Consider the following 19,074-nt stretch of genomic DNA (forward strand, 5'->3'; position numbering starts at 1 on the left):
ACTCGATAAACCGTTCCAATCCGTGATCTTCTCCATAACGGGTGGATCATCTCAAGAATCCAAAAGTGGGCTGCTGGCAACAACAATATCGCGCAAAACATGCAGTTCCATATGCGATTCGCCTGCCCTACGGGGGGATGGGAGGCACGAAGGGTCTTAAATACCCCCTCGTAAAAATTTGCCAATTATCAGCACTTTTAATGCGTTAGCCAATGCAGCGATCCATTGACAGAGCGCTTGTAATTTACAACCATGCCGTGGGCTGGGGAGATTGGCGAATGGAAACACTGAAATACGAGCTGGTGTACGACGGCGGAGTTGCGACTGGAGGCCAATTACCTGCTCACAACGGGGCAACCTCACTGGAAGGGATGACATGGACACTCACGCTGATAGGCCACTACGCAGCGACCGGCAAGATCAAGTCACGAGGTGAACTCTCCCCTGAGGTGCGGATATTTCTTATCCCACCGCGCCAAGGCTCCTTTATCCAAGAAGTCTGGGTACAACTCACAGAACCAAATAACCTCTTCCTTACATCAATTTTAGGCAGCTACATTGTAGGCTCGGTCAGTCAGACGCTGAACAGTTTGATAACCACCAGTATCAAACAGGTCTGCGGCCTGACCGTTGACCTTCTAAAGGGAGAGCAGGACGCTTTAGGCAGACTTCCATCCGGCGACCGTGAGGCCCTTATCGATAAAATTGAACCCTCCATGAGGCGCGCCCATACAGTGATTGGCGAAGGCGCAAATACTCTGGACATCAGAAAAAACAAGGCATCCTTATTGCGGCTCGACCAAGATACAAAAGCGTATGTCAACGCGGATTTCTTGACAGACGAAACGCTCATGGTGGTCAGCGTAGGGGCGTACAACGCTAACTCAGGCAACGGCAGCGCCTATCTGCCTGAGATTGGGAAAACAGTACGCTTTTACGCGCCCAAAGGACTAGACGCCGACACCTACGCAGCGTTGAGCTACAGCTTGGATAAATACGTGAACGGATTGCCCAGCGAAATCCAAATCGCTTGCGTGCCAACAGTGTCTTTAGACGATCGATACAAGCGCCTGAAGATAGTCAGAGCATTCAAAACTGTTTTTTAGATTATCCCAAGGTTCGAATTACAATATCACGGGGCACACAAATTGATGGAAATGATAAATGCCATATGGGGATACAAGCTATCCGTTGCACCTATATTCACGGTATACTTAGTATTTGAAATATCTACATTGATACGCCGCTATATGCATATTGCCTACACGCCCATATACTTCATGTTCTTTCCGCTTGGACATGCGGACAGCCTTTACTCATACTACTTCAATGAAGACGACCTATACATTGGGGCGAGCCAGACACTCGCGGAGAAGCGGAAACTTCGGAAAAAGATAATATCGGTCTCTGTGTTCTCGATGGTATTCTCTACTGTATTTAATCCAGCTATTGCCGGTATATTTTCAGCATACATACTGACTAAAAATGAATTCTCAGAATTTATGTGGTTTCTGGTTTCATTAAAATGCATATTAATATCGTTTTCATTATACAATGTGAGGAGAATTTCTTTTGTAGAAAAGAGCGGATCATTCCCTTGGCTTGCACTGATATATTCACTTTACATTATACTAATTGCTCGTATCGTTTCGTATTCCTACACTTGGGGAACTGAAACTATTGCCAGAGTAGGAAGCAGCGGATTGCTTTTCGCAATTGTCGACTTCATTATTTTTGATGTATTGATTTACATCGTCTTCGTTGCTCTGGGTGGTGCCGCAATTAGCTATTGGATGACCGACCCTGATTACATCCCAGAGCTTGATGTGATTTACGAACCAGAGCTGATCAATGAGAAGTAAAGACCTTTACCTTCGGATCGCAGCGGAAAATGACAAGAAAGACATTGACCTTGTAGCAATATGTATAATCATGACCGAGCGCCGATTTAGGCCACGAAGCTTCAGGGCGATGGAGTACTTGATACTTATCGTCAGTATAATGGTCGGAAAGACGAGGCGTCGCACCACAATTGGTATGGGGCAACTGCGATACGAACTGTGGTTAGAACGATACGGATCTCACACAAAATCCTTGTACGCGTCTTTAAATCCGATGGAAAACTACAGAATGTGCAAGTCGTTCATCGACGCCACTGGACGGCCTTCAATGGCCGACATTCTCAGAAAATATAACGGGACTTCTAGCGCCATTTACAGCCGGGAATTCACCCGTCATTTTGCAGATATATCTGTGTTTCATAGTAGATTCGTCGGTTTTCCGCAGCGACATAGTTCTCCTTATAGTTGATTTTTCTAGTCAGGACAATCAGTACCTTCGGAGCTTGAGATACGCTATCGTCGTCCGTCACCTTTCATGATGCGCATAGTTAGCAACGAGCTGACCTAGCCCAGCATATTGTCAAAAGCTCTGCGCCTGCATGATACCCACATCGAAATGGGGGCGGATGGTATTAGACTTGGTCATGAGTAACCTCATGGCGCTAGCGCTTTATATGTTCGCGACGTTTTCACCCCACAACCATTCTGACACTCTCGTTCCCTCATACCTTCGCGATTTGCCGCTGTGCCCGCAGGTTGGTTGTTGCCACCTGTCGCTATGCCTATACTGCGAAGACATAAAAGGGGGACATCGTGCCCCCCTAGCCATCCCGAAAGCCCGGTTTCTAAGGCTTTTAAGTGATGGTGGGCGCTCCCTCCTGCGCCACCTTCCTGTACAACTCAGACCCTACTTATGCGCTACACCTCAGTCACAAGACTCGCATATTGCTACATGCTGTCTGCTCGTATAGAACTTGCACATCAAGGTGAGACATCGTGTTTCATTACCCAACTGTAGGACCCTTGGTACGCAACGCCTGTGATTTCAGGAAACGCTTCCTGCAAGCGGCACCATATGTTCTCTTCCTCAGCAATTTATCTCACAAAAATACACATGATTGCCATGAGCGCTGTGCGCCCGATGCGGCACATGATTTAGCGGCAACACCCTAAATCTTCTACAGAATGCCGAAACCGATTTGCTGATACAATCAAGCAATGAGCGCCTCCATCACATCAAATGGAAACCGGGTAGCAACCTCAACGCACCACAACCTTAACTTATAATTAATTCATAATATCGCATAAACAAATAAATATCTCAGATTGTGCTCAGCGATTCACTTCAGGATGATTGCTATGACCTTAAAAATTTCGACTCGCCTCATGATCATGGCTGGCGCGGCGCTTGCTCTGATTATCACGCTTGGTCTTATCAGCTACAGTCAAATCTCGGTGGTCTATTCGGCTGCGTCAGACACACGGCAAGTGTGGATGCCGCGCATGGCAAAGCTGGATGCCATTCAGTTCACCATGTTGCGCTATCACACCACGACAATCCGCAAGACCATTGCTGTCGACCCGGCTGAAATCAAAGGTCTGGATGACGAATTCGTAGAAATGAATGCATCCATCCCCAAATCCTATGAGGCATTCCGTGCCACGCTGCTGAACGACAACGAGAAAAAGCTGTGGGCCGATTTTGAAGCAAAATGGGCAACCTATCTCGTCGCCCAAAAGGCCATCATGGCAGCGGTTTCTGCCAAGGACATGCCTGCTGCCGTGGCCGCCATTGCACCGGCCCGCGATCCGCTGGTTGCTGCTTTCGGCGCCCTTGGTGAAATCATCAAGGCAAATGACAAGGGTGCGGATGCATCGGGATCAGCGGCGCAAAACGCCTATAACACGTCGTCTTACATTACCATTGGCCTGATTATTGCCGGTATCGTGCTGATGACCCTTTTGACCATCTGGATCATCATGGGTGTGTCGAAACCCATTACCCGCATGGTCCGCGTGATGTTGCAAATTTCCGATGGAAAGCTTGATGTGACCGTGCCGGATGCCAATCGCCACGACGAAATTGGTGAAATGGCAGGTGCCGTGGAAATCATGCGCCAGGCCAGCGTTGCAAAATTGCAGCTTGAGGCTGACGCAGAGAAGAATCGCATCAATGCTGAAAAGGAAAGAGAAGAAGTTCAACGCAAAGCCGAGGCCGACGCGGAACGCCGTCTGAACGAAGCAACGGGCGCTCTGGCATCAGGTTTGAAGCGTCTGGCCGCCTGCGATCTGATGTGTGAAATTGATCAGAAATTTGCCGATCAATTTGAGCCATTGCGTCACGATTTCAATGCGTCGGTCAATCAGCTTCGCTCCGCTCTCATCGCCGTTGGTCAGGTTGGCAAGGGGGTGACCAATGGCAGTGGTGAAATTTCGCAAGCCTCTGACACGCTCGCAAAGCGCACCGAACAACAGGCGGCAGCCCTCGAAGAAACGGCCGCAGCTCTGGAACAGATTACCGCCAATGTGAAGGCCACATCGCAAAGAACAAATGACGCCCGCGATCTGGTGCGCGATGCCCGCCAACATGCTGCAAATTCTGCCAATGTGGTCAGCAATGCCGTTTCCGCCATGGAGCGCATTGAGGAAGCATCCAGCAAGATTACCCAGATTATCAGCGTGATTGATGAAATCGCCTTCCAGACCAATCTTCTGGCCTTGAATGCCGGTGTTGAAGCCGCCCGCGCTGGTGAAGCAGGGAAAGGCTTTGCCGTGGTTGCGCAGGAAGTGCGTGAACTGGCCCAGCGCTCGGCCAATGCCGCCAAGGAAATCAAAACCCTGATCGGCAATTCTGAGGCGGCTGTGGGCGAAGGTGTCAAGCTGGTCAATGATACGGGCGTCGGCCTGGCGACCATATCCAAGGCCGTGGAAGACATGAACCAGCATATGGATGCGATTGCCACCGCCGCACAGGAACAGGCATCGGGCCTGACCGAGGTCAACACCGCGGTCAACCACATGGATCATGCGACCCAGCAGAACGCCGCAATGGTGGAAGAAATGAACGCGGCAGGAGCAAGCCTCGCCCAGGATAGTCTTCGCTTGTCGGAACTCATTATGAAATTTCGAACCGGAGACAATGTCACTGTGGCCGCTCCGGCCGGGCCGGCATCTACGCCAAGACAGGCCACGCCCGCACCGAGACAGGCCCCACCCATGGCAAGGCAAGCCACGCCTGCAAACGCACCCTCAAGACCGGCTCCCGCCCCTGCCCGCAGCGTAGCGGCCCGCCCGGCACCGAAGGCCAGCGCAGCACCAGCGGTGGCAAGTGCCTCTCAAAATGACTGGGAAGAATTCTGAGCCGCACGACTGCATAATTCCTGAAATCGGAATCGATTTAAGGAGAAAATTATGCAGCAGATTTAAAGTGCTGTAGACCATAGGGCCGTGTGTTTTACAAAACACACGGCCCTGTCGTTTCAGCCTCCTGACGTTGAGACTTTATGGTACCAGCGGCGGTGCCGCTGGAAAGTCATCGGCAGAGATAAAGCCGTCCTTGTTGGTATCCAATTTGGTGAACAGCTTATCCAGTGCCGCATCAGCCTCGGCCTTGCTGATCTGGCCATTCTCATCGGTATCAATGCGCGACATCAACCACATCGGCCCCATCATCTTGCCCATCATGGCTTGATGCTTATGCCAGCCATCCCGCATGCCGTGCTTATGGTGGCCTGACCTGTGCTGATCGGGACCACGCGGTGCGCACCCATCCATCTGGTCATCCATCGGGCCGCCCATGGCGTCATCAGCCTTGGCACTGGCATCGTCCGCGCCTTTTGCTTTTTCATCCGTCGCCGGTGGCTTGGACATTTCAGCCTTCCAGGCGGCCTTCCATGCCTCCATCCGCGCTTCATGGAATTTCTTCAACTCGCCCGGCGTGATCACGCCATCCTTGTTGGTATCAATGGCAGCAAACAGCTTGTCTTCGGCAGCCTTGGCTTCCTCTTTTGAGATCTTGCCATCCTTATTGGTATCAAACTGCTGGAGCGCGTAAATGAACATTCCGGCACGACCATGCATCATCATAGGACGCGGCCCGCAGGCCTCCATCATCCGCTCGTGATGCCCCGCACCATCGCGTCCGTCTGCACCCGGCTTGCCATCCTTGGCGAAAACTGCGCCATAGGAGGCCCCGACCAGAAGTGTTGCCGCAAGGGCCGACGCGGTTGTCTTGGTGACATTCATGATATGTCCTTTCCTCGTTGATGAAAGGACTTTAGCCACAAGCCAAAATGGCCGCCACTTAACGATCGGTAATGGTCGTTACAAATACGTAATGTTGTAATCCATAACTAAAACGCCGACAGAATGCCGCGCAAAAAGCCTTTCAAATCATCCGTGACATAATCAATATGACTTTGATCTTCCGAGCCATCCACCCGCTCCCATTGCTCCAACACAGTATCAGCGGACACTTGGGGCACCAGCAGCACGGTTTTCATGCCCAGCGCTTTGGGAGCCAGCAGATTGCGCGGCAGATCCTCAAACATCACAGCATCGCGCGCGGCAATGCGGTGCAGAGCTGCAAAAGCATCGTAGGTCTGAGGCGCGGGCTTGGGCTGATAATCTGCCGCGACAATATCAAAGATATCATCGAAATGATCGAGAATACCGAGCGCACGCGCAGCATCCTGCGCATGTTGCACGGTGCCATTGGTGAAGATGAACTTGCGCCCCGGCAAAGCCTTGATCGCCTCACCCAGATCCACATCGGGCGCAAGCCACGAATAATCGATCGCATGGGCCTTGGCCAAAAATTCACCCGGATCGACCCCGTGATGCAGCATCAAGCCCGCAAGCGTCGTGCCATGCTCATGATAATAACGCTTTTGCACCGCCCGCGCCTCCTCGGGCGCAAGCTGAAGCAGATCCGCCACGAAGGCTGTCATATTGCGATCAATCTGGCTGAACAGATTGATGTGATGCGGATAAAGCGTGTTGTCGAGATCAAAGACCCAGTCACGGACATGGGCAAAATCGGCGGCACAATCGGCAGGTGTAGTGAAAGCGGATGATATGGTCATTTCCATTCTGTGCCACGGGTGCCCGCAAAAGAAAACAGGCAAGTGCGTGGTAGAGGATATTTATCCGCCCACCACGCACTGCGTCCTCACAGTCGAGCCAGACGCTCCGTCAGCAATTCAAAGAAGCCGTCGGCATCGACGTTGCGCATATAGGTCGCATTGGCAGGGCGATCTGTCACATGCCACCAGTCAACCACCGTCATACCCACGGTCAGCTCAGATTCTGTTTCAATCTCGACGTTACATTTGCGGCCCGAAAACAGCTCTGGCCGAATGAGGTAGGCAATCACGGTTGGATCATGCAGCGGCCCACCGTCGGAGCCGTATTTTTCAATGTCGAAACGCTCGAAAAATTGCAGCCATTGCACCACCACCTCAGAAACCCGCGTGCCAATCGCCCCAATGCGCTCAACCCGCGCTTTGGTGGTCATCAGCTGATGGGTGACATCCAGCGGCATCATGACGATTGGAATGCCGGAGGCCAGCACAATCTTGGAGGCCTGCGGGTCCACGTAAATGTTGAACTCGGCAGCAGGCGTAATGTTGCCACCCTCAAAGCAGCCGCCACCCATCATCACCAGTTCCTTGATGCGCGGGGCGATATCGGGTGCCTTTTGCAGCGCCAGCGCAATATTGGTCTGCGGCCCAAGGGTGCAGAGTGTGACCGTGCCCGGCTCTTCCCGGCGGATGGTATCAATGATGAAATCCACAGCATGTTGCGCCTGCACTGCCATGACCGGCTCATCAACCTCGGCTCCATCAAGGCCGGTCTTGCCATGCACGTGCTCTGCCGTCACCTGCGGCCTTTGCAAAGGCTTGAGTGCCCCTTCATACACCGGCAGGTCTGCGCGGCCCGACAGCTCACAGACAATGCGCGCATTGCGGCTGGTCATCGACAGCGGCACATTGCCAGCCACAACGGTAAGGCCCAGCACCTCAACCTCGTCTGGACTGCCCAGCGCCAGCATGATGGCGCAAGCGTCGTCCTGACCGGGGTCGGTATCAATGATGATCTTTCTGGCTTTCTGCATGGTCCGATATTCCTTAACTGCGGTTGCCTGTGATGACTGCCGCGCTAGCCTGTTGTCAAGACGACATGTGTTTTGAAATGCTGGTCTTCGCGATTGTCTGCGCGATTGTCTTCGCCATGGTCTTCGCTATTCTCTGGGCGCTTGTCTGCGCCCTGGGCTATCCCCATATAGGGAGCGACCATCCGAGAATACGGTTGATTCTGATGAGCCGAGGACCAATATGCGCCCAACAAAATCTTTCGCCACCCCACTGCTTCTGGGCTTTGAGCTCAGCGAGAGCCTGATCAGTCAGCTTGCGCGCGCCAATGATGGCTACCCACCTTATAATATCGAATTGGTGCGAAAACCCGATCCGGCAGAGAGCGACAAGCTGCGCATTACCCTCGCTGTGGCCGGTTTTAGCGATGACGATCTGGATGTCACGGTTGAAGGCAACCAATTGGTGATCCGCGGTTGTCAAAGCGAGCGAACTGATGCCGATTACCTGTTTCGCGGCATTGCTGCTCGGCAGTTTCAGCGCAGTTTCGTGCTGGCAGATGGCATGGATGTTCTAAGCGCGCGCCTCAACAACGGCCTGCTCGTTATCGAACTTTTTCGCCCAAATCTTCACCAAACAGTGAGAAAAATTAACATTTCCGCCTCAAACTAGGATCATGGCGGAGCAACCGCCGCTCCCTCCCTGAAGGAGATTCGGAATGTTGATCAAAGAAGCTACCTCAAACCTGTCTGTTATGGAGCTGACACATCTCGGCTCAGGCGAAGTCGGTTATATCCGCAAAATTCGCTTTGAAGACGTGGCCCGCTGCTTTCCTGACGCCCCGGAAATCGACCCCAGCACAGATCTCTGGGCCTTGTTTGCTGCCGACGGCACACCGATTTTGCTCACCGACAATCGCTCCTCAACCTTCTTCAAGGCTGCCGAAGACGATTTGAAAACCGTTAGCCTGCATTAAGATCAAGGCAAATCGCGTTAATGCGAAAGCGTTAACGTAAAAAGGACTGTGCGAGACCTCCTGCACAGTCCTTTTCAATTTTACAATGTCCTACTGCATAATTTGCGCGCAATATATTGCGCGCGGCGCTGTATGCTCAGAGTTTCTTGAAAGTCAGATAGGCCGATGAGCGGCCTTCGCGGCGGGCTTTCGCCTCATAGCGCGTTCCCGGCCAATCTTCGTAAGGCGTCAGCCAATCGCTTGCACTTTGCGCCTGCCAATCAAAGCCACCATGATCGCGGCAATGCTGCAAGGTCCAGTTCACATAGGTATCGATATCGGATGCAAAGCAGAATGTCGCACCCGGCTTGAGCACACGGTGAAAGCGCTGAAGATTGACCTGCGACACAAAGCGACGCTTCCAGTGCTTTTTCTTGGGCCAGGGATCGGCATAGAGCAGATCAATCTGATCAATCGATTCTGAGGGCAGCCAATCGAGCAATTGCGTCGCATCATCATTATAGACGCGGATATTGGGCAGCCCTTCTTCGTCGATCACCGCCAGCAATTTGGCCATGGAATTAACGAAAGGCTCGACACCGATAAATCCGGTGGAGGGGTTGGTTCGGGCGCGATGCGCCAGATGCTCTCCCCCGCCAAAGCCTATTTCAAGACGAAGTCTCTCGACGGCAACAGGAAAGAGCGTTTTCAAATCGGCTGGAGCCGCTGCATCAAGATCCACCATGCGCTCAGGCAAGAGATGCGTCATACGCTCTACCTGCTGTTCGCGAAGTGGTTTTCCCTTACGACGACCGAAAAAAGCTTCGGTCGCCCGGCTGCGGCGGTCCAGTGTCATGTCAATCAAGCCTTCATTGCGTCCTTGAGCGGCTTGACCAGATCAAGCTTTTCCCAAGAGAAAGAGCCATCGCGACCGGCCTTGCGACCAAAGTGGCCGTAAGCGGAAGTTTTGGCATAGATCGGCTTGTTTAGATCCAAATGGCGACGAATACCAGTCGGCGACAAATCCATCACCTTGGCAACAGCCGCTTCAACCTGATCTTCAGAGACCTTGCCGGTGCCATGCAGATCAACGTAGATCGACAAAGGCTGCGCGATGCCGATAGCATAGGAGATCTGAATGGTGCAACGCTCGGCAAAGCCGGCGGCTACAACATTCTTGGCCAGATACCGGGCTGCGTAAGCAGCAGAGCGGTCAACCTTGGTGGTATCCTTGCCGGAGAAGGCACCGCCACCGTGAGGGGCCGCACCGCCGTAAGTATCCACAATGATCTTGCGGCCTGTCAGACCCGCATCGCCATCAGGACCACCGATTACGAACTTGCCTGTCGGGTTGATGTACCACTTGCAATCGTCAGCCACCTTGAGATCGCCAAGGGCTTCAAGAATGTAAGGCTCAACCACCTGACGCACCTTGGCCGAATCCCAGCTGTCTTCCAGATGCTGGGTGGACAACACGATGGACGCCACTTCCGCAGGCTTGCCATCAATGTAGCGCACAGTCACCTGGCTCTTGGCGTCGGGGCCGAGACGGCCAACATCGCCTTCGCCAGCCTTGCGGGCAGCAGACAGCAATTGCAGGATCTTGTGGGAATAATAGATCGGGGCCGGCATCAAATCAGGCGTTTCGGTGCAGGCATAGCCAAACATGATGCCCTGGTCGCCAGCGCCTTCGCTGTTGTCATGGTCAGAGGCTTTATCGACGCCCTGCGCAATATGGGCTGACTGGGAGTGCAGCAACACATCAATCTTGGCTGTCTTCCAGTGAAAACCGCTCTGCTCATAGCCAATGTCGCGCACAGCCTTGCGGGCAGCGGCCTTGAACTTGGCAGGATTGATGACCTCGTTGCCGTTCTTGTCGGTTTTCATCAGGCTCGCAGGAAGGCGAACTTCACCGGCAATAACGATGCGATTGGTAGTGGCCAGCGTTTCGCAGGCGATGCGCACCGTCCAGGGATCAACGCCGGTCTTTGCCGCTTCGCGGTAAACCAGATCGACGATTTCATCGGAAATGCGGTCGCACACCTTATCGGGATGGCCTTCAGAAACGGATTCACTCGTAAACAAATAATTTGAGCGCATGCGGGATTCCCCTCAATGAACTAGGTCACGATGTGTTAGAGCCTCAGCACGCTAAAAACAAGAACACAACGACATAAATATATCTTTATGTCAGCATTCCTTTCCCGAAAGTGACCAAGACACAAAAAAAGCGGCCCGCACGCCGCTTTTTTTATAACCAATGATGAACGCCGATTACTCAGCCTCAACCTCAGCCGACAGAGCCTTGACCAGGTCAACAACCTTGCGACGGACTTTGGGATCATTAATCTTAACAAAAGCTCTGTTGAGTTGCAGGCCTTCGGATGAAGACAGAAAGTCAACAACATAGTTCGAGCTGGCAGCTTCAGAGAAACCAGCAGCGCCACCGGCAGCCTGTTCGCCCGGTGCATCTTCAAAGAAGAACGACACTGGAACATTCAGAATGCTGGAGATGTTTTGCAGGCGGCTTGCACCAACCCGGTTTGTGCCTTTTTCGTACTTCTGGATTTGCTGGAATGTGATGCCGAGAGCCTCACCCAGCTTCTCCTGGCTCATGCCCAGCATGGTACGACGAAGACGAATCCGGCTACCGACATGGATGTCGATCGGGTTCGGTTTTTTCTTGTTTTCGAGCATGTCACAATCCTGACAATGGTTATTAGTGAAGGCTGATTTGGTCATAACTCGTAGTGCTTGCAACTTTCTGGAACGTTACGTTGTACCTTTCAGAACTCCAAGCAAGGAATTTTTGACGCCATCAAGCAATCACACTATGCATTTTTAGGGGTTTTTGGTCAATTCCCCCTCGAAATAAAACCTGAGCGCGAAAATACACCCACAGATAATAACAAAACAGTTACCAGCCAAAAGTTGTATTTAACAGGAAATCGCGCTTGTTTCTCTGAAATAGAAAAATCCAGAGTTGCATCTTCTACGCCTTCTGCGTTTAATCGCAAACCCGAAACAACGTTTCCATGCGGATCAATTGTGGCAGAAATGCCATTATTGGCGACTCGAATGACGGGCAGTCCAGTCTCGACAGCGCGCAATCTTGCCTGCTGAAAATGCTGATAAGGCCCCGGCGAATTTCCAAACCAGGCATCATTGGTGACGTTGACAATCGCATTTGCCCCGAGCATTCCGGCGGTCATTTCATCGGGGAAAATGATCTCGTAGCAGATCAGCGGATAGAGCTTCAAACCGTTCGGCAGGCTCAACAGGGAACGCTTCGCACCGGGTGAAAACCCGCCCGGAAGGTCAACCACATTGGTGATTCCGAGCTTGGAGAGGATGTCCTGAAATGGCACATACTCCCCAAACGGCACAAGATGGACTTTGTCAGCCGCCGCAACAATCTGCCCTGAACTGTCGATGACGTAGATGGAATTGTAATATCGGGGGGCAAGTCCAGCCCCTTGATCTTCCGAGCGCACCGTGCCGGTGATCAGCAATTGGCCGGGCTTCAGCGTATTGGCAATCTGGCGCAAGGCATCCGGGTTTTGAGTCAAGATAAACGGAATGGTGGTTTCCGGCCAAACAATGATGTCCGGCTGCTTATGGCCGGGCTGCGGTGGCTGGGCTGTCAGGCGCAAATGTTTTTCAAAGGTCGCGATCCGATCATCGTCATTCATCTTGGATGCCTGATCAATATTCGGCTGCACCAGACGCACGGTGAGTTGCTTTGTGCTATCTGCCTCACCTATCGGCTGCGACAGCCGATAGGCACCATAGCCGAGATGCAGCGCCGCCAACACGCCCGCGACAGAAAGACCAAGCACGGCACCACGCCGCGTGCCCAGCAGAGCTGGTGCGGCAAACACGAACACAGCAAGGGCGGACACACCAAACAGACCAACAACCGCCACAGACTGCATCATCAAGGGCACAGGCATGGCCGCATAGCCAATGGCATTCCATGGAAAGCCGGTTGCCACAAAGCTGCGCAGCCATTCAGCAAGACCAAAGGACGCCGCCAGCACCGCGATGCGGCCAACGCCTTCAGACCACAACAGCCGCGCGCCGGCGCAGGCCAATCCATAAAAGAGTGCAAGAACAGCCGGAAGCCCCAAAACCGCCAGCGGCAAAGCCCAGGCGAATTCATCGGCCTCGACCATCAAGGCATTGCCGATCCACCACAGGCCCGCGACGAAATAGCCAAGGCCAAACAGCCACCCAATGAAAAAGGCCTGCCGCAGACCACGCGACCACCGCTTGCCCGGATCACCACTGGTGCCATCCAAAAGCCAGACCAGCACCGGAAAGGAAAGAAAGGCGGGTGCAAAAAAATCGACTGGCGGCAAGGCCAATGCGCAAACAGCGCCCGAAACCACGACCAAAGCGGCGCGACGCCACCCGTCCAGCAGCATTATTCTCGCGGCAATCCGCTCCATGCAGTCATCCCTTTGTGTCTCAAACAGTTCTTAGCCGCGCTTTCAATAAAACACACAGCTTGCCATGCTCTGTACTTACGACGAACATGGGCAAAGAGCCAATGTAGTCGGGCGAATCACGCAATAAGGCGGCAGTTTTTTCAAAAAACCACCGCCTTGTCGTTACAACACTCTGAGAGACGCCAGATTTACAGCCTAATGCTCTGAAATCGCATCAGCCGGTTGCTTGTGCCGGTCACGCTCTGCCGCCGTCTGCTCCTGTATGCGTTTGGCAATCGGAGCCATGCGGGTGATGCGCACCCGTTTCACACGCCTTGGATCGGCATCGAGAATGTGCAGCTCAAAGCCCTCAACGGCCTGAACCACCTCGCCACGCTGCGGCACACGGCCAATGGCCGCCGAAATCAGACCACCCAGGGTGTCAACTTCGTCGATTTCCTCGCTGACATCAAAATCAGGGCCAACCACTTCAGCGATTTCTTCCAGCTCGATGCGGGCATCGGCCAGAAACACGTCATCGGAGACACGGGTGACCAGCGCCTCTTCCTTGTCGTGTTCATCATCAATATCGCCAACGACCATTTCAACGATATCTTCATGAGACACCAGTCCATCCGTGCCGCCATGCTCATCAATCACCACAGCCATCTGGGTTCTGGCCGCCTGCATCCGTGTGAGCAGATCCGAGGCCTGCATGGAGGATGGCACAAACAGGATGGAGCGGATGATCCCGGCCTCTTCAATGGTCACGCCCAGATCGACGCAGGCCAGATCCAGCCCGTTACCATGCAGGGCTTTGAGGGTAATATAAGAGAGAAGATCGCGGATATGCACCATGCCGCGCGGATCATCCAGCGTTTCATGATAGACCGGCATACGCGAATGACCGGTTTCCTGAAACAGGGTCATCAAGGTGCCAATGGTCACACTCAGATCAACGGCCTTGATGTCGGAGCGCGGAATCATCACGTCTTCAACGCGCACTTCGCGAAAACTCAGGATATTTTGAAGCATAGCCCGCTCGTCAGCGGAAAAGGCCTGATCCGGCCCCTGATCAGACATCAGCGCATCGGTGATGTCTTCACGCAGGCTCGCTCTGTAAGCGGGCCTCAAGATGCGGGCAGCGCGAGCCCAGAAAGACGAATGCGGCTTGTGGGCCGCGGGACTTCGCTGGGAACTACTAGATCCCTCTTCGGAGGAGGAGCTGTCCTGCTCCTTTGTGGCCTCTGAGGCCGGTCGTGTCGAAAAGTCGCTCATTTTACCATTCTATCAAACAGGGCACCATGCCCTCTCTCTACTCCCGCATCTGGAGTGACGCGGCAATATTCATAATGCCGAACAATCTGACCCTATATCACAAAACATGACAGCAATTATACGGCATAGGGATCAGATAGGCCAAGAGACGCCAAAATGCGAGTCTCCAGCCCTTCCATCTGCTCCGCCTCTTCATCATTCATGTGATCATACCCGAAAAGGTGCAAAAATCCATGCACCATCAAATGCGTCAGGTGATCGTTAAAACTTTTGCCCAGATCAACCGCTTCGCGCTCGACCGTTTCACGGGCAATAATAATGTCACCCAGCATCGGGCCGGGCGTATCTCCGGGCACAATCGGATAGGCCGGAAAGGACAGGACATTGGTGGGCTTGTCCTGATTGCGCCACTCAGCATTAATGCCGCGAATGTCCTCGTCACTGGTAAAAACCAGCGAAAGCTCGGTTGGCATGGGCGGAAACGGCTGCCCCTCAGCGGCGATAAACTCCGCAGCTTGAGTTAAAATCCGCTCACTCATGACCTCCAGCACGTCTTCCGCTGGCCAGCCGTCATCTTCGACGGCAATTTGTATGTCTAGTTTTTGCATCAAACCCGGAGCGGACCTCAAACGGCCTGCTCACCATCCTCTCGTTGCGTATATTGCGCGTCATACGCCTTGACGATGCGGCCAACAAGAGGATGGCGCACAACATCGACATCCTTGAAGCGCACAAAGGACACGCCCTCAACGCCCTGTAGAATGCGCAATGCCTCGACCAGACCCGATGTCACGCCACGCGGCAAATCCACCTGACTAGGATCGCCCGTCACAATCATACGGGCGTTTTCACCCAGACGGGTCAAAAACATTTTCATTTGCATGGACGTGGTATTTTGCGCCTCATCCAGAATAACCGCGGCATTGGCCAGCGTGCGGCCACGCATGAAGGCCAAAGGCGCAATTTCAATCACGCCAGCGGTAATGGCGCGCTCAACCTTGTCACCCGGCATCATATCGTAAAGTGCGTCATAGAGCGGCCGCAGATAAGGATCGACCTTTTCCTTGAGATCTCCCGGCAAAAAGCCAAGCCGCTCGCCCGCTTCCACGGCGGGGCGCGACAGGATGATGCGATCCACCGCACCCCGCTCCAGCAATTGTGCAGCATGCGCTACCGCCAGATAGGTTTTGCCGGTGCCCGCAGGCCCCACACCAAACACCAGTTCCGAGCGCTCCAGTGCGCGCATATAGGCGTCTTGCGTTGGGGTTCTGGCCACAATGGTTTTCTTGCGCGTCGAAATCTGCGCCATGGTCAGCTTGGATTTGCGCTCCAATGTCGGCAGGCTGAGTTGGTCATCGGCGGCGACCGCCATGCGGATTGCGCCTTCAACATCGGAGGCCTCGACCGATCCGCCGCTTTGAATTTTGGCGTAGAGAAAATCGAGAGCACGCCTGGCCTGATTGGTGGCCATGACATCGCCGGTGATGGACACCGAATTGCCGCGGGCGCTGGCCTCAATGGCCAGACGCTGTTCCAGCAATTTGAGATTTTGATCGAACTGACCGAACAGCTCACTGGCATGTCGGTTGTTCTCGAACGTCAGTATAAAGTGATTGGCGTCGGTCGCAGCGGTTTTGGTGTTGCGCGAGGGTGAGGTTACCACTTCTGATGCGTTCAAGCGTTGAAGCTCCCGTTGATCTGAGATGAGGCCCCCACTCTAACTCCCTGCCACCTCGGCAAACAAGCTGTTTGGGCCGACATCCGTGATTCGTACCTGAATAATGTCACCTATCTGCGATGTTTTTGCATCAACATTTACAGATTGGAGCCAGGGCGAACGGCCAATAATTTGCCCCGGCATACGACCCGGCTTTTCCAACAAAAGATCAATGGTCTTGCCAACCAAAGACCTTGCAAAGTCATGCTGTTGTTTTAACAGCAATTCCTGAAGTCGTGCCAGGCGCTCCGTCTTCACATCCTCGGCCACATGGTCTGGCAGATCGGCACCGGGCGTGCCCGGACGCGATGAATATTTGAACGAAAAAGCCTGTGCATAGCCGATGGTTTCCACCAGTTTCATGGTGTCTTCGAAGTCGGCATCGGTCTCGCCGGGGAAACCGACGATAAAATCACCCGACAATGCGATGTCCGGACGGGCCTGCCGGATGCGCTCAATCAGGGCAATATAGTCAGCCGCCTTGTGGCGACGGTTCATGGCTTTGAGAATACGATCCGAGCCCGCCTGCACCGGCAGATGCAAGTACGGCATCAGCATACGCAAATCGCGATGCGCCTCGATCAGCCGGTCATCCATATCGCGCGGGTGACTGGTGGTGTAGCGCAGCCGGGCCAAGCCGTCGATCTCGGCCAGCTTATAGAGCAGGTCGCCCAAGCCCATCTCTTTGCCATCAGGGCCTTCGCCATGCCACGCATTGACGTTTTGGCCCAGAAGCGTGATCTCGCGCACGCCGCTATCAACCAGACGCTTGGCCTCGGTGATCAGTTGCGAGAGAGGCCGCGACACTTCCGAGCCACGGGTGTAAGGCACCACGCAGAAGGTGCAGAACTTGTCGCAGCCTTCCTGCACGGTCAAAAACGCGGTGACGGCGCGTTTGCGGCCGGGGGTCTTGGTGGGATCGGGCAGATGCTCGAATTTATCTTCCACCGCATATTCGGTGTCCACCACCCGCTTACCGGTGCGCGCCTGTTTCAACGCCTGTGGCAGGCGGTGATAGGTTTGCGGACCCAGCACCACATCCACACCCGGCTCACGCCGAACAATCTCAGCCCCTTCGGCCTGCGCCACACAGCCCGCAACGCCAATCATGAATTCCTCGCCCTTGGCATGGCGCAGCTTTTTCATCTCGCGCAAACGACCCAGCGCGGAATAGACCTTATCCGCAGCCTTTTCGCGAATATGACAGGTGTTGAGAAGCACAAGGCTTGCCTCTTCCACATTCTCGGTCTGCACATAGCCATCCGCCGACAATGCATCCGCCATGCGGGTACTGTCATACACATTCATCTGACAGCCATAGGTCTTGATGAACACTTTGCGCGCATTATCGCCCGGCAACGCATGGGGGCCGGGTTCAATCGTGACAGTGCTCGGCTCTGCCGAGGGAATGGAGCTTTGGATCTCTTGGGTCATGGCCGCTCTTTAGTGCTTTTTGCGTCCAGATTAAACCGAAAAATAGCAAAACCGCTTTGAAGCGCTATTCAATCTCACGACCAAGCAGTTTCGAGGCCAGCATACGGCGAATTTCGGCCTCCACCTTGGCGCTCACCTGCTTGCGATTGGAGTCGGCACGATATTCTATCGGCTCGCCAAAACAAATGTCCACTTCCAGCGCCATGGCCCGCATGATGCCCATCAGGTGCGGCACCAGTGTTACATCGCCGGGCCAGCTGACAATCGAGCGGTGGTAACGCCCCATGGGCATGCCATGATAGCCGGTATAGGCAATGGCGACCGGCTGAATATAGACCACACCCTCCGGTGCCAGTGGCAAAGCCATGGAGGCCGCCCCAAACAGCGAGGATTTGATCGGCAGCAGGCGATTGCCATCCGATGTGGTGCCTTCTGGAAAAAGCACCACAATCTCGCCATCGGCCATGCGCTCGGCAATGTCATTGGCCTGATGGCCGGTTGCGCGCTTTTCCTCGCGGCGCACAAAGACGCTCTTTTGCAGCTTGGCGAGCGTGCCAAAAATTGGCCAGTCGGCCACTTCGGTCTTGGCAATAAACACCATGTCATCAATAGAGCTAAGCGCCAGAATATCGGACCACGACGTGTGGTTGGAGGCCAGCATCAAAGGCCGGTCTCTAACCGGCTTGCCATGCACCCGCACTTTCAGGCCCAGCACCAGACAGGCAAAGCGATGCCAATAGCGTGGCAAAACACGGCGCAGCTTCAAGTCAAACTTCAGCCCGATCAATTGAAAGGGCAGCATGACCAAAGTGACCAACACCAGCAGGGATAAGAAAAAATACGTCCTGATCTTGATAATCACATCAGGCCCATCTGGCTGCGCGTCATCATCATTCTTCGCCCTTTTTCAAAGGGACGCCGTAAAGCTCTAATCGGTGATCAACAAGGGTAAAGCCATGCTCGCGGGCAATCTGCTCCTGCAAGGCCTCAATTTCGGGCGAGCGAAACTCGATCACCACCCCGTGTTTCAAATCAATCAGGTGGTCATGATGTTCTTCCGGCACCGTCTCATAGCGCGAGCGACCATCGCGAAAATCGTGCCGTGCAATAATGCCTGCATCTTCAAACAGTTTGACGGTGCGATAGACGGTCGAAATCGAAATCTTCGAATCCACCGCAGAAGAGCGATGATAAAGCTCCTCCACGTCTGGATGGTCCTCGGATTCTTGCAAAATGCGGGCAATAATCTTGCGCTGCTCGGTCATTCTCATGCCGCGCTCTGCGCAAAGGTCTTCCAGCGATTTTGTCGTCTCAGTCATGGTGCTTT

At 53.7% G+C, this 19,074-nt stretch carries 18 protein-coding genes; 5 read left to right on the top strand and 13 right to left on the bottom strand.

All coding sequences use genetic code 11. The features are described 5' to 3' along the window. Positions 1–278: 278 nt before the first annotated feature. The 3 genes from E6C51_RS19205 (at position 279) to E6C51_RS19215 (ending at position 5,201) form a co-directional block, all read left to right on the top strand. Positions 279–1,106: a DUF7946 domain-containing protein gene (locus E6C51_RS19205; protein ID WP_190237202.1), complete on the top strand. Its 828-nt coding sequence runs from the start codon at positions 279–281 to the stop codon at positions 1,104–1,106. Positions 1,107–1,151: 45 nt separating this feature from the next. Next, positions 1,152–1,862 carry a hypothetical protein gene (locus tag E6C51_RS19210; RefSeq protein ID WP_190237203.1) on the top strand — a complete coding sequence of 237 codons (711 nt, stop codon included), beginning with the start codon at positions 1,152–1,154 and terminating at the stop codon, positions 1,860–1,862. Between the two features lie 1,338 nt (positions 1,863–3,200). After that, positions 3,201–5,201 carry a HAMP domain-containing methyl-accepting chemotaxis protein gene (locus E6C51_RS19215; RefSeq protein WP_230987476.1) on the top strand — a complete coding sequence of 667 codons (2,001 nt, stop codon included), beginning with the start codon at positions 3,201–3,203 and terminating at the stop codon, positions 5,199–5,201. A gap of 141 nt (positions 5,202–5,342) precedes the next feature. On the opposite strand, the gene E6C51_RS19220 is transcribed toward E6C51_RS19215, so the two are convergent. The 3 genes from E6C51_RS19220 to E6C51_RS19230 form a co-directional block, all read right to left on the bottom strand. Then, the gene (locus E6C51_RS19220; RefSeq protein WP_190237205.1) at positions 5,343–6,086 is read right to left on the bottom strand and encodes an EF-hand domain-containing protein; all 744 of its coding nucleotides are present in this window, start codon (positions 6,084–6,086) and stop codon (positions 5,343–5,345) included. Between the two features lie 107 nt (positions 6,087–6,193). Beyond that, positions 6,194–6,925 carry a pyrimidine 5'-nucleotidase gene (locus E6C51_RS19225; protein WP_190237206.1) on the bottom strand — a complete coding sequence of 244 codons (732 nt, stop codon included), beginning with the start codon at positions 6,923–6,925 and terminating at the stop codon, positions 6,194–6,196. An 86-nt stretch (positions 6,926–7,011) separates the two neighbouring features. Then, positions 7,012–7,956, bottom strand: coding sequence for a nucleoside hydrolase (locus E6C51_RS19230; protein ID WP_190237207.1), 945 nt, complete (start codon positions 7,954–7,956; stop codon positions 7,012–7,014). A gap of 220 nt (positions 7,957–8,176) precedes the next feature. Between E6C51_RS19230 and E6C51_RS19235 the strand changes: the two genes are divergently transcribed. Continuing rightward, positions 8,177–8,605: an Hsp20 family protein gene (locus tag E6C51_RS19235; protein ID WP_146932167.1), complete on the top strand. Its 429-nt coding sequence runs from the start codon at positions 8,177–8,179 to the stop codon at positions 8,603–8,605. A gap of 46 nt (positions 8,606–8,651) precedes the next feature. Then, entirely contained in the window at positions 8,652–8,909 is a 258-nt protein-coding gene (locus E6C51_RS19240) for a BQ00720 family protein (RefSeq protein WP_146932169.1), read from the top strand. 136 nt (positions 8,910–9,045) lie between these two features. Here the strand turns inward: E6C51_RS19240 and trmB are convergent, their stop codons facing one another. The 10 genes from trmB to E6C51_RS19290 all read right to left on the bottom strand — a co-directional run bounded on the left by trmB (position 9,046) and on the right by E6C51_RS19290 (position 19,066). Further along, on the bottom strand, positions 9,046–9,744 hold the full coding sequence (trmB, locus tag E6C51_RS19245) for a tRNA (guanine(46)-N(7))-methyltransferase TrmB (RefSeq protein WP_190237218.1): 699 nt from the start codon (positions 9,742–9,744) through the stop codon (positions 9,046–9,048). A 5-nt stretch (positions 9,745–9,749) separates the two neighbouring features. Next, on the bottom strand, positions 9,750–10,988 hold the full coding sequence (gene metK / locus E6C51_RS19250; protein ID WP_146932171.1) for a methionine adenosyltransferase: 1,239 nt from the start codon (positions 10,986–10,988) through the stop codon (positions 9,750–9,752). Between the two features lie 174 nt (positions 10,989–11,162). Further along, positions 11,163–11,585 (bottom strand): helix-turn-helix domain-containing protein, encoded by a 423-nt coding sequence (locus tag E6C51_RS19255; RefSeq protein WP_146932173.1) that lies wholly within the window; start codon positions 11,583–11,585, stop codon positions 11,163–11,165. A gap of 158 nt (positions 11,586–11,743) precedes the next feature. After that, on the bottom strand, positions 11,744–13,339 hold the full coding sequence (lnt, locus tag E6C51_RS19260; protein ID WP_190237208.1) for an apolipoprotein N-acyltransferase: 1,596 nt from the start codon (positions 13,337–13,339) through the stop codon (positions 11,744–11,746). Positions 13,340–13,534: 195 nt separating this feature from the next. Next, a complete protein-coding gene (locus tag E6C51_RS19265) occupies positions 13,535–14,596 on the bottom strand; it encodes a hemolysin family protein (protein ID WP_146932177.1) in 1,062 nt (353 codons plus the stop codon). A 116-nt stretch (positions 14,597–14,712) separates the two neighbouring features. Then, positions 14,713–15,204, bottom strand: a complete 492-nt coding sequence (ybeY, locus tag E6C51_RS19270) for an rRNA maturation RNase YbeY (RefSeq protein ID WP_190237209.1) — start codon at positions 15,202–15,204, stop codon at positions 14,713–14,715. 17 nt (positions 15,205–15,221) lie between these two features. Continuing rightward, on the bottom strand, positions 15,222–16,274 hold the full coding sequence (locus E6C51_RS19275) for a PhoH family protein (RefSeq protein WP_146932181.1): 1,053 nt from the start codon (positions 16,272–16,274) through the stop codon (positions 15,222–15,224). A 39-nt stretch (positions 16,275–16,313) separates the two neighbouring features. After that, positions 16,314–17,747 (bottom strand): tRNA (N6-isopentenyl adenosine(37)-C2)-methylthiotransferase MiaB, encoded by a 1,434-nt coding sequence (gene miaB, locus E6C51_RS19280; protein WP_190237210.1) that lies wholly within the window; start codon positions 17,745–17,747, stop codon positions 16,314–16,316. A 64-nt stretch (positions 17,748–17,811) separates the two neighbouring features. After that, positions 17,812–18,549 carry a lysophospholipid acyltransferase family protein gene (locus tag E6C51_RS19285; RefSeq protein ID WP_190237219.1) on the bottom strand — a complete coding sequence of 246 codons (738 nt, stop codon included), beginning with the start codon at positions 18,547–18,549 and terminating at the stop codon, positions 17,812–17,814. An 88-nt stretch (positions 18,550–18,637) separates the two neighbouring features. Then, entirely contained in the window at positions 18,638–19,066 is a 429-nt protein-coding gene (locus E6C51_RS19290) for a Fur family transcriptional regulator (RefSeq protein ID WP_146932185.1), read from the bottom strand. Positions 19,067–19,074: the final 8 nt, after the last annotated feature.

Origin of the sequence: Gillisella terrae, from assembly GCF_004801395.1 — a bacterium.
Lineage (GTDB): Bacteria > Pseudomonadota > Alphaproteobacteria > Rhizobiales > Rhizobiaceae > Allorhizobium > Allorhizobium terrae.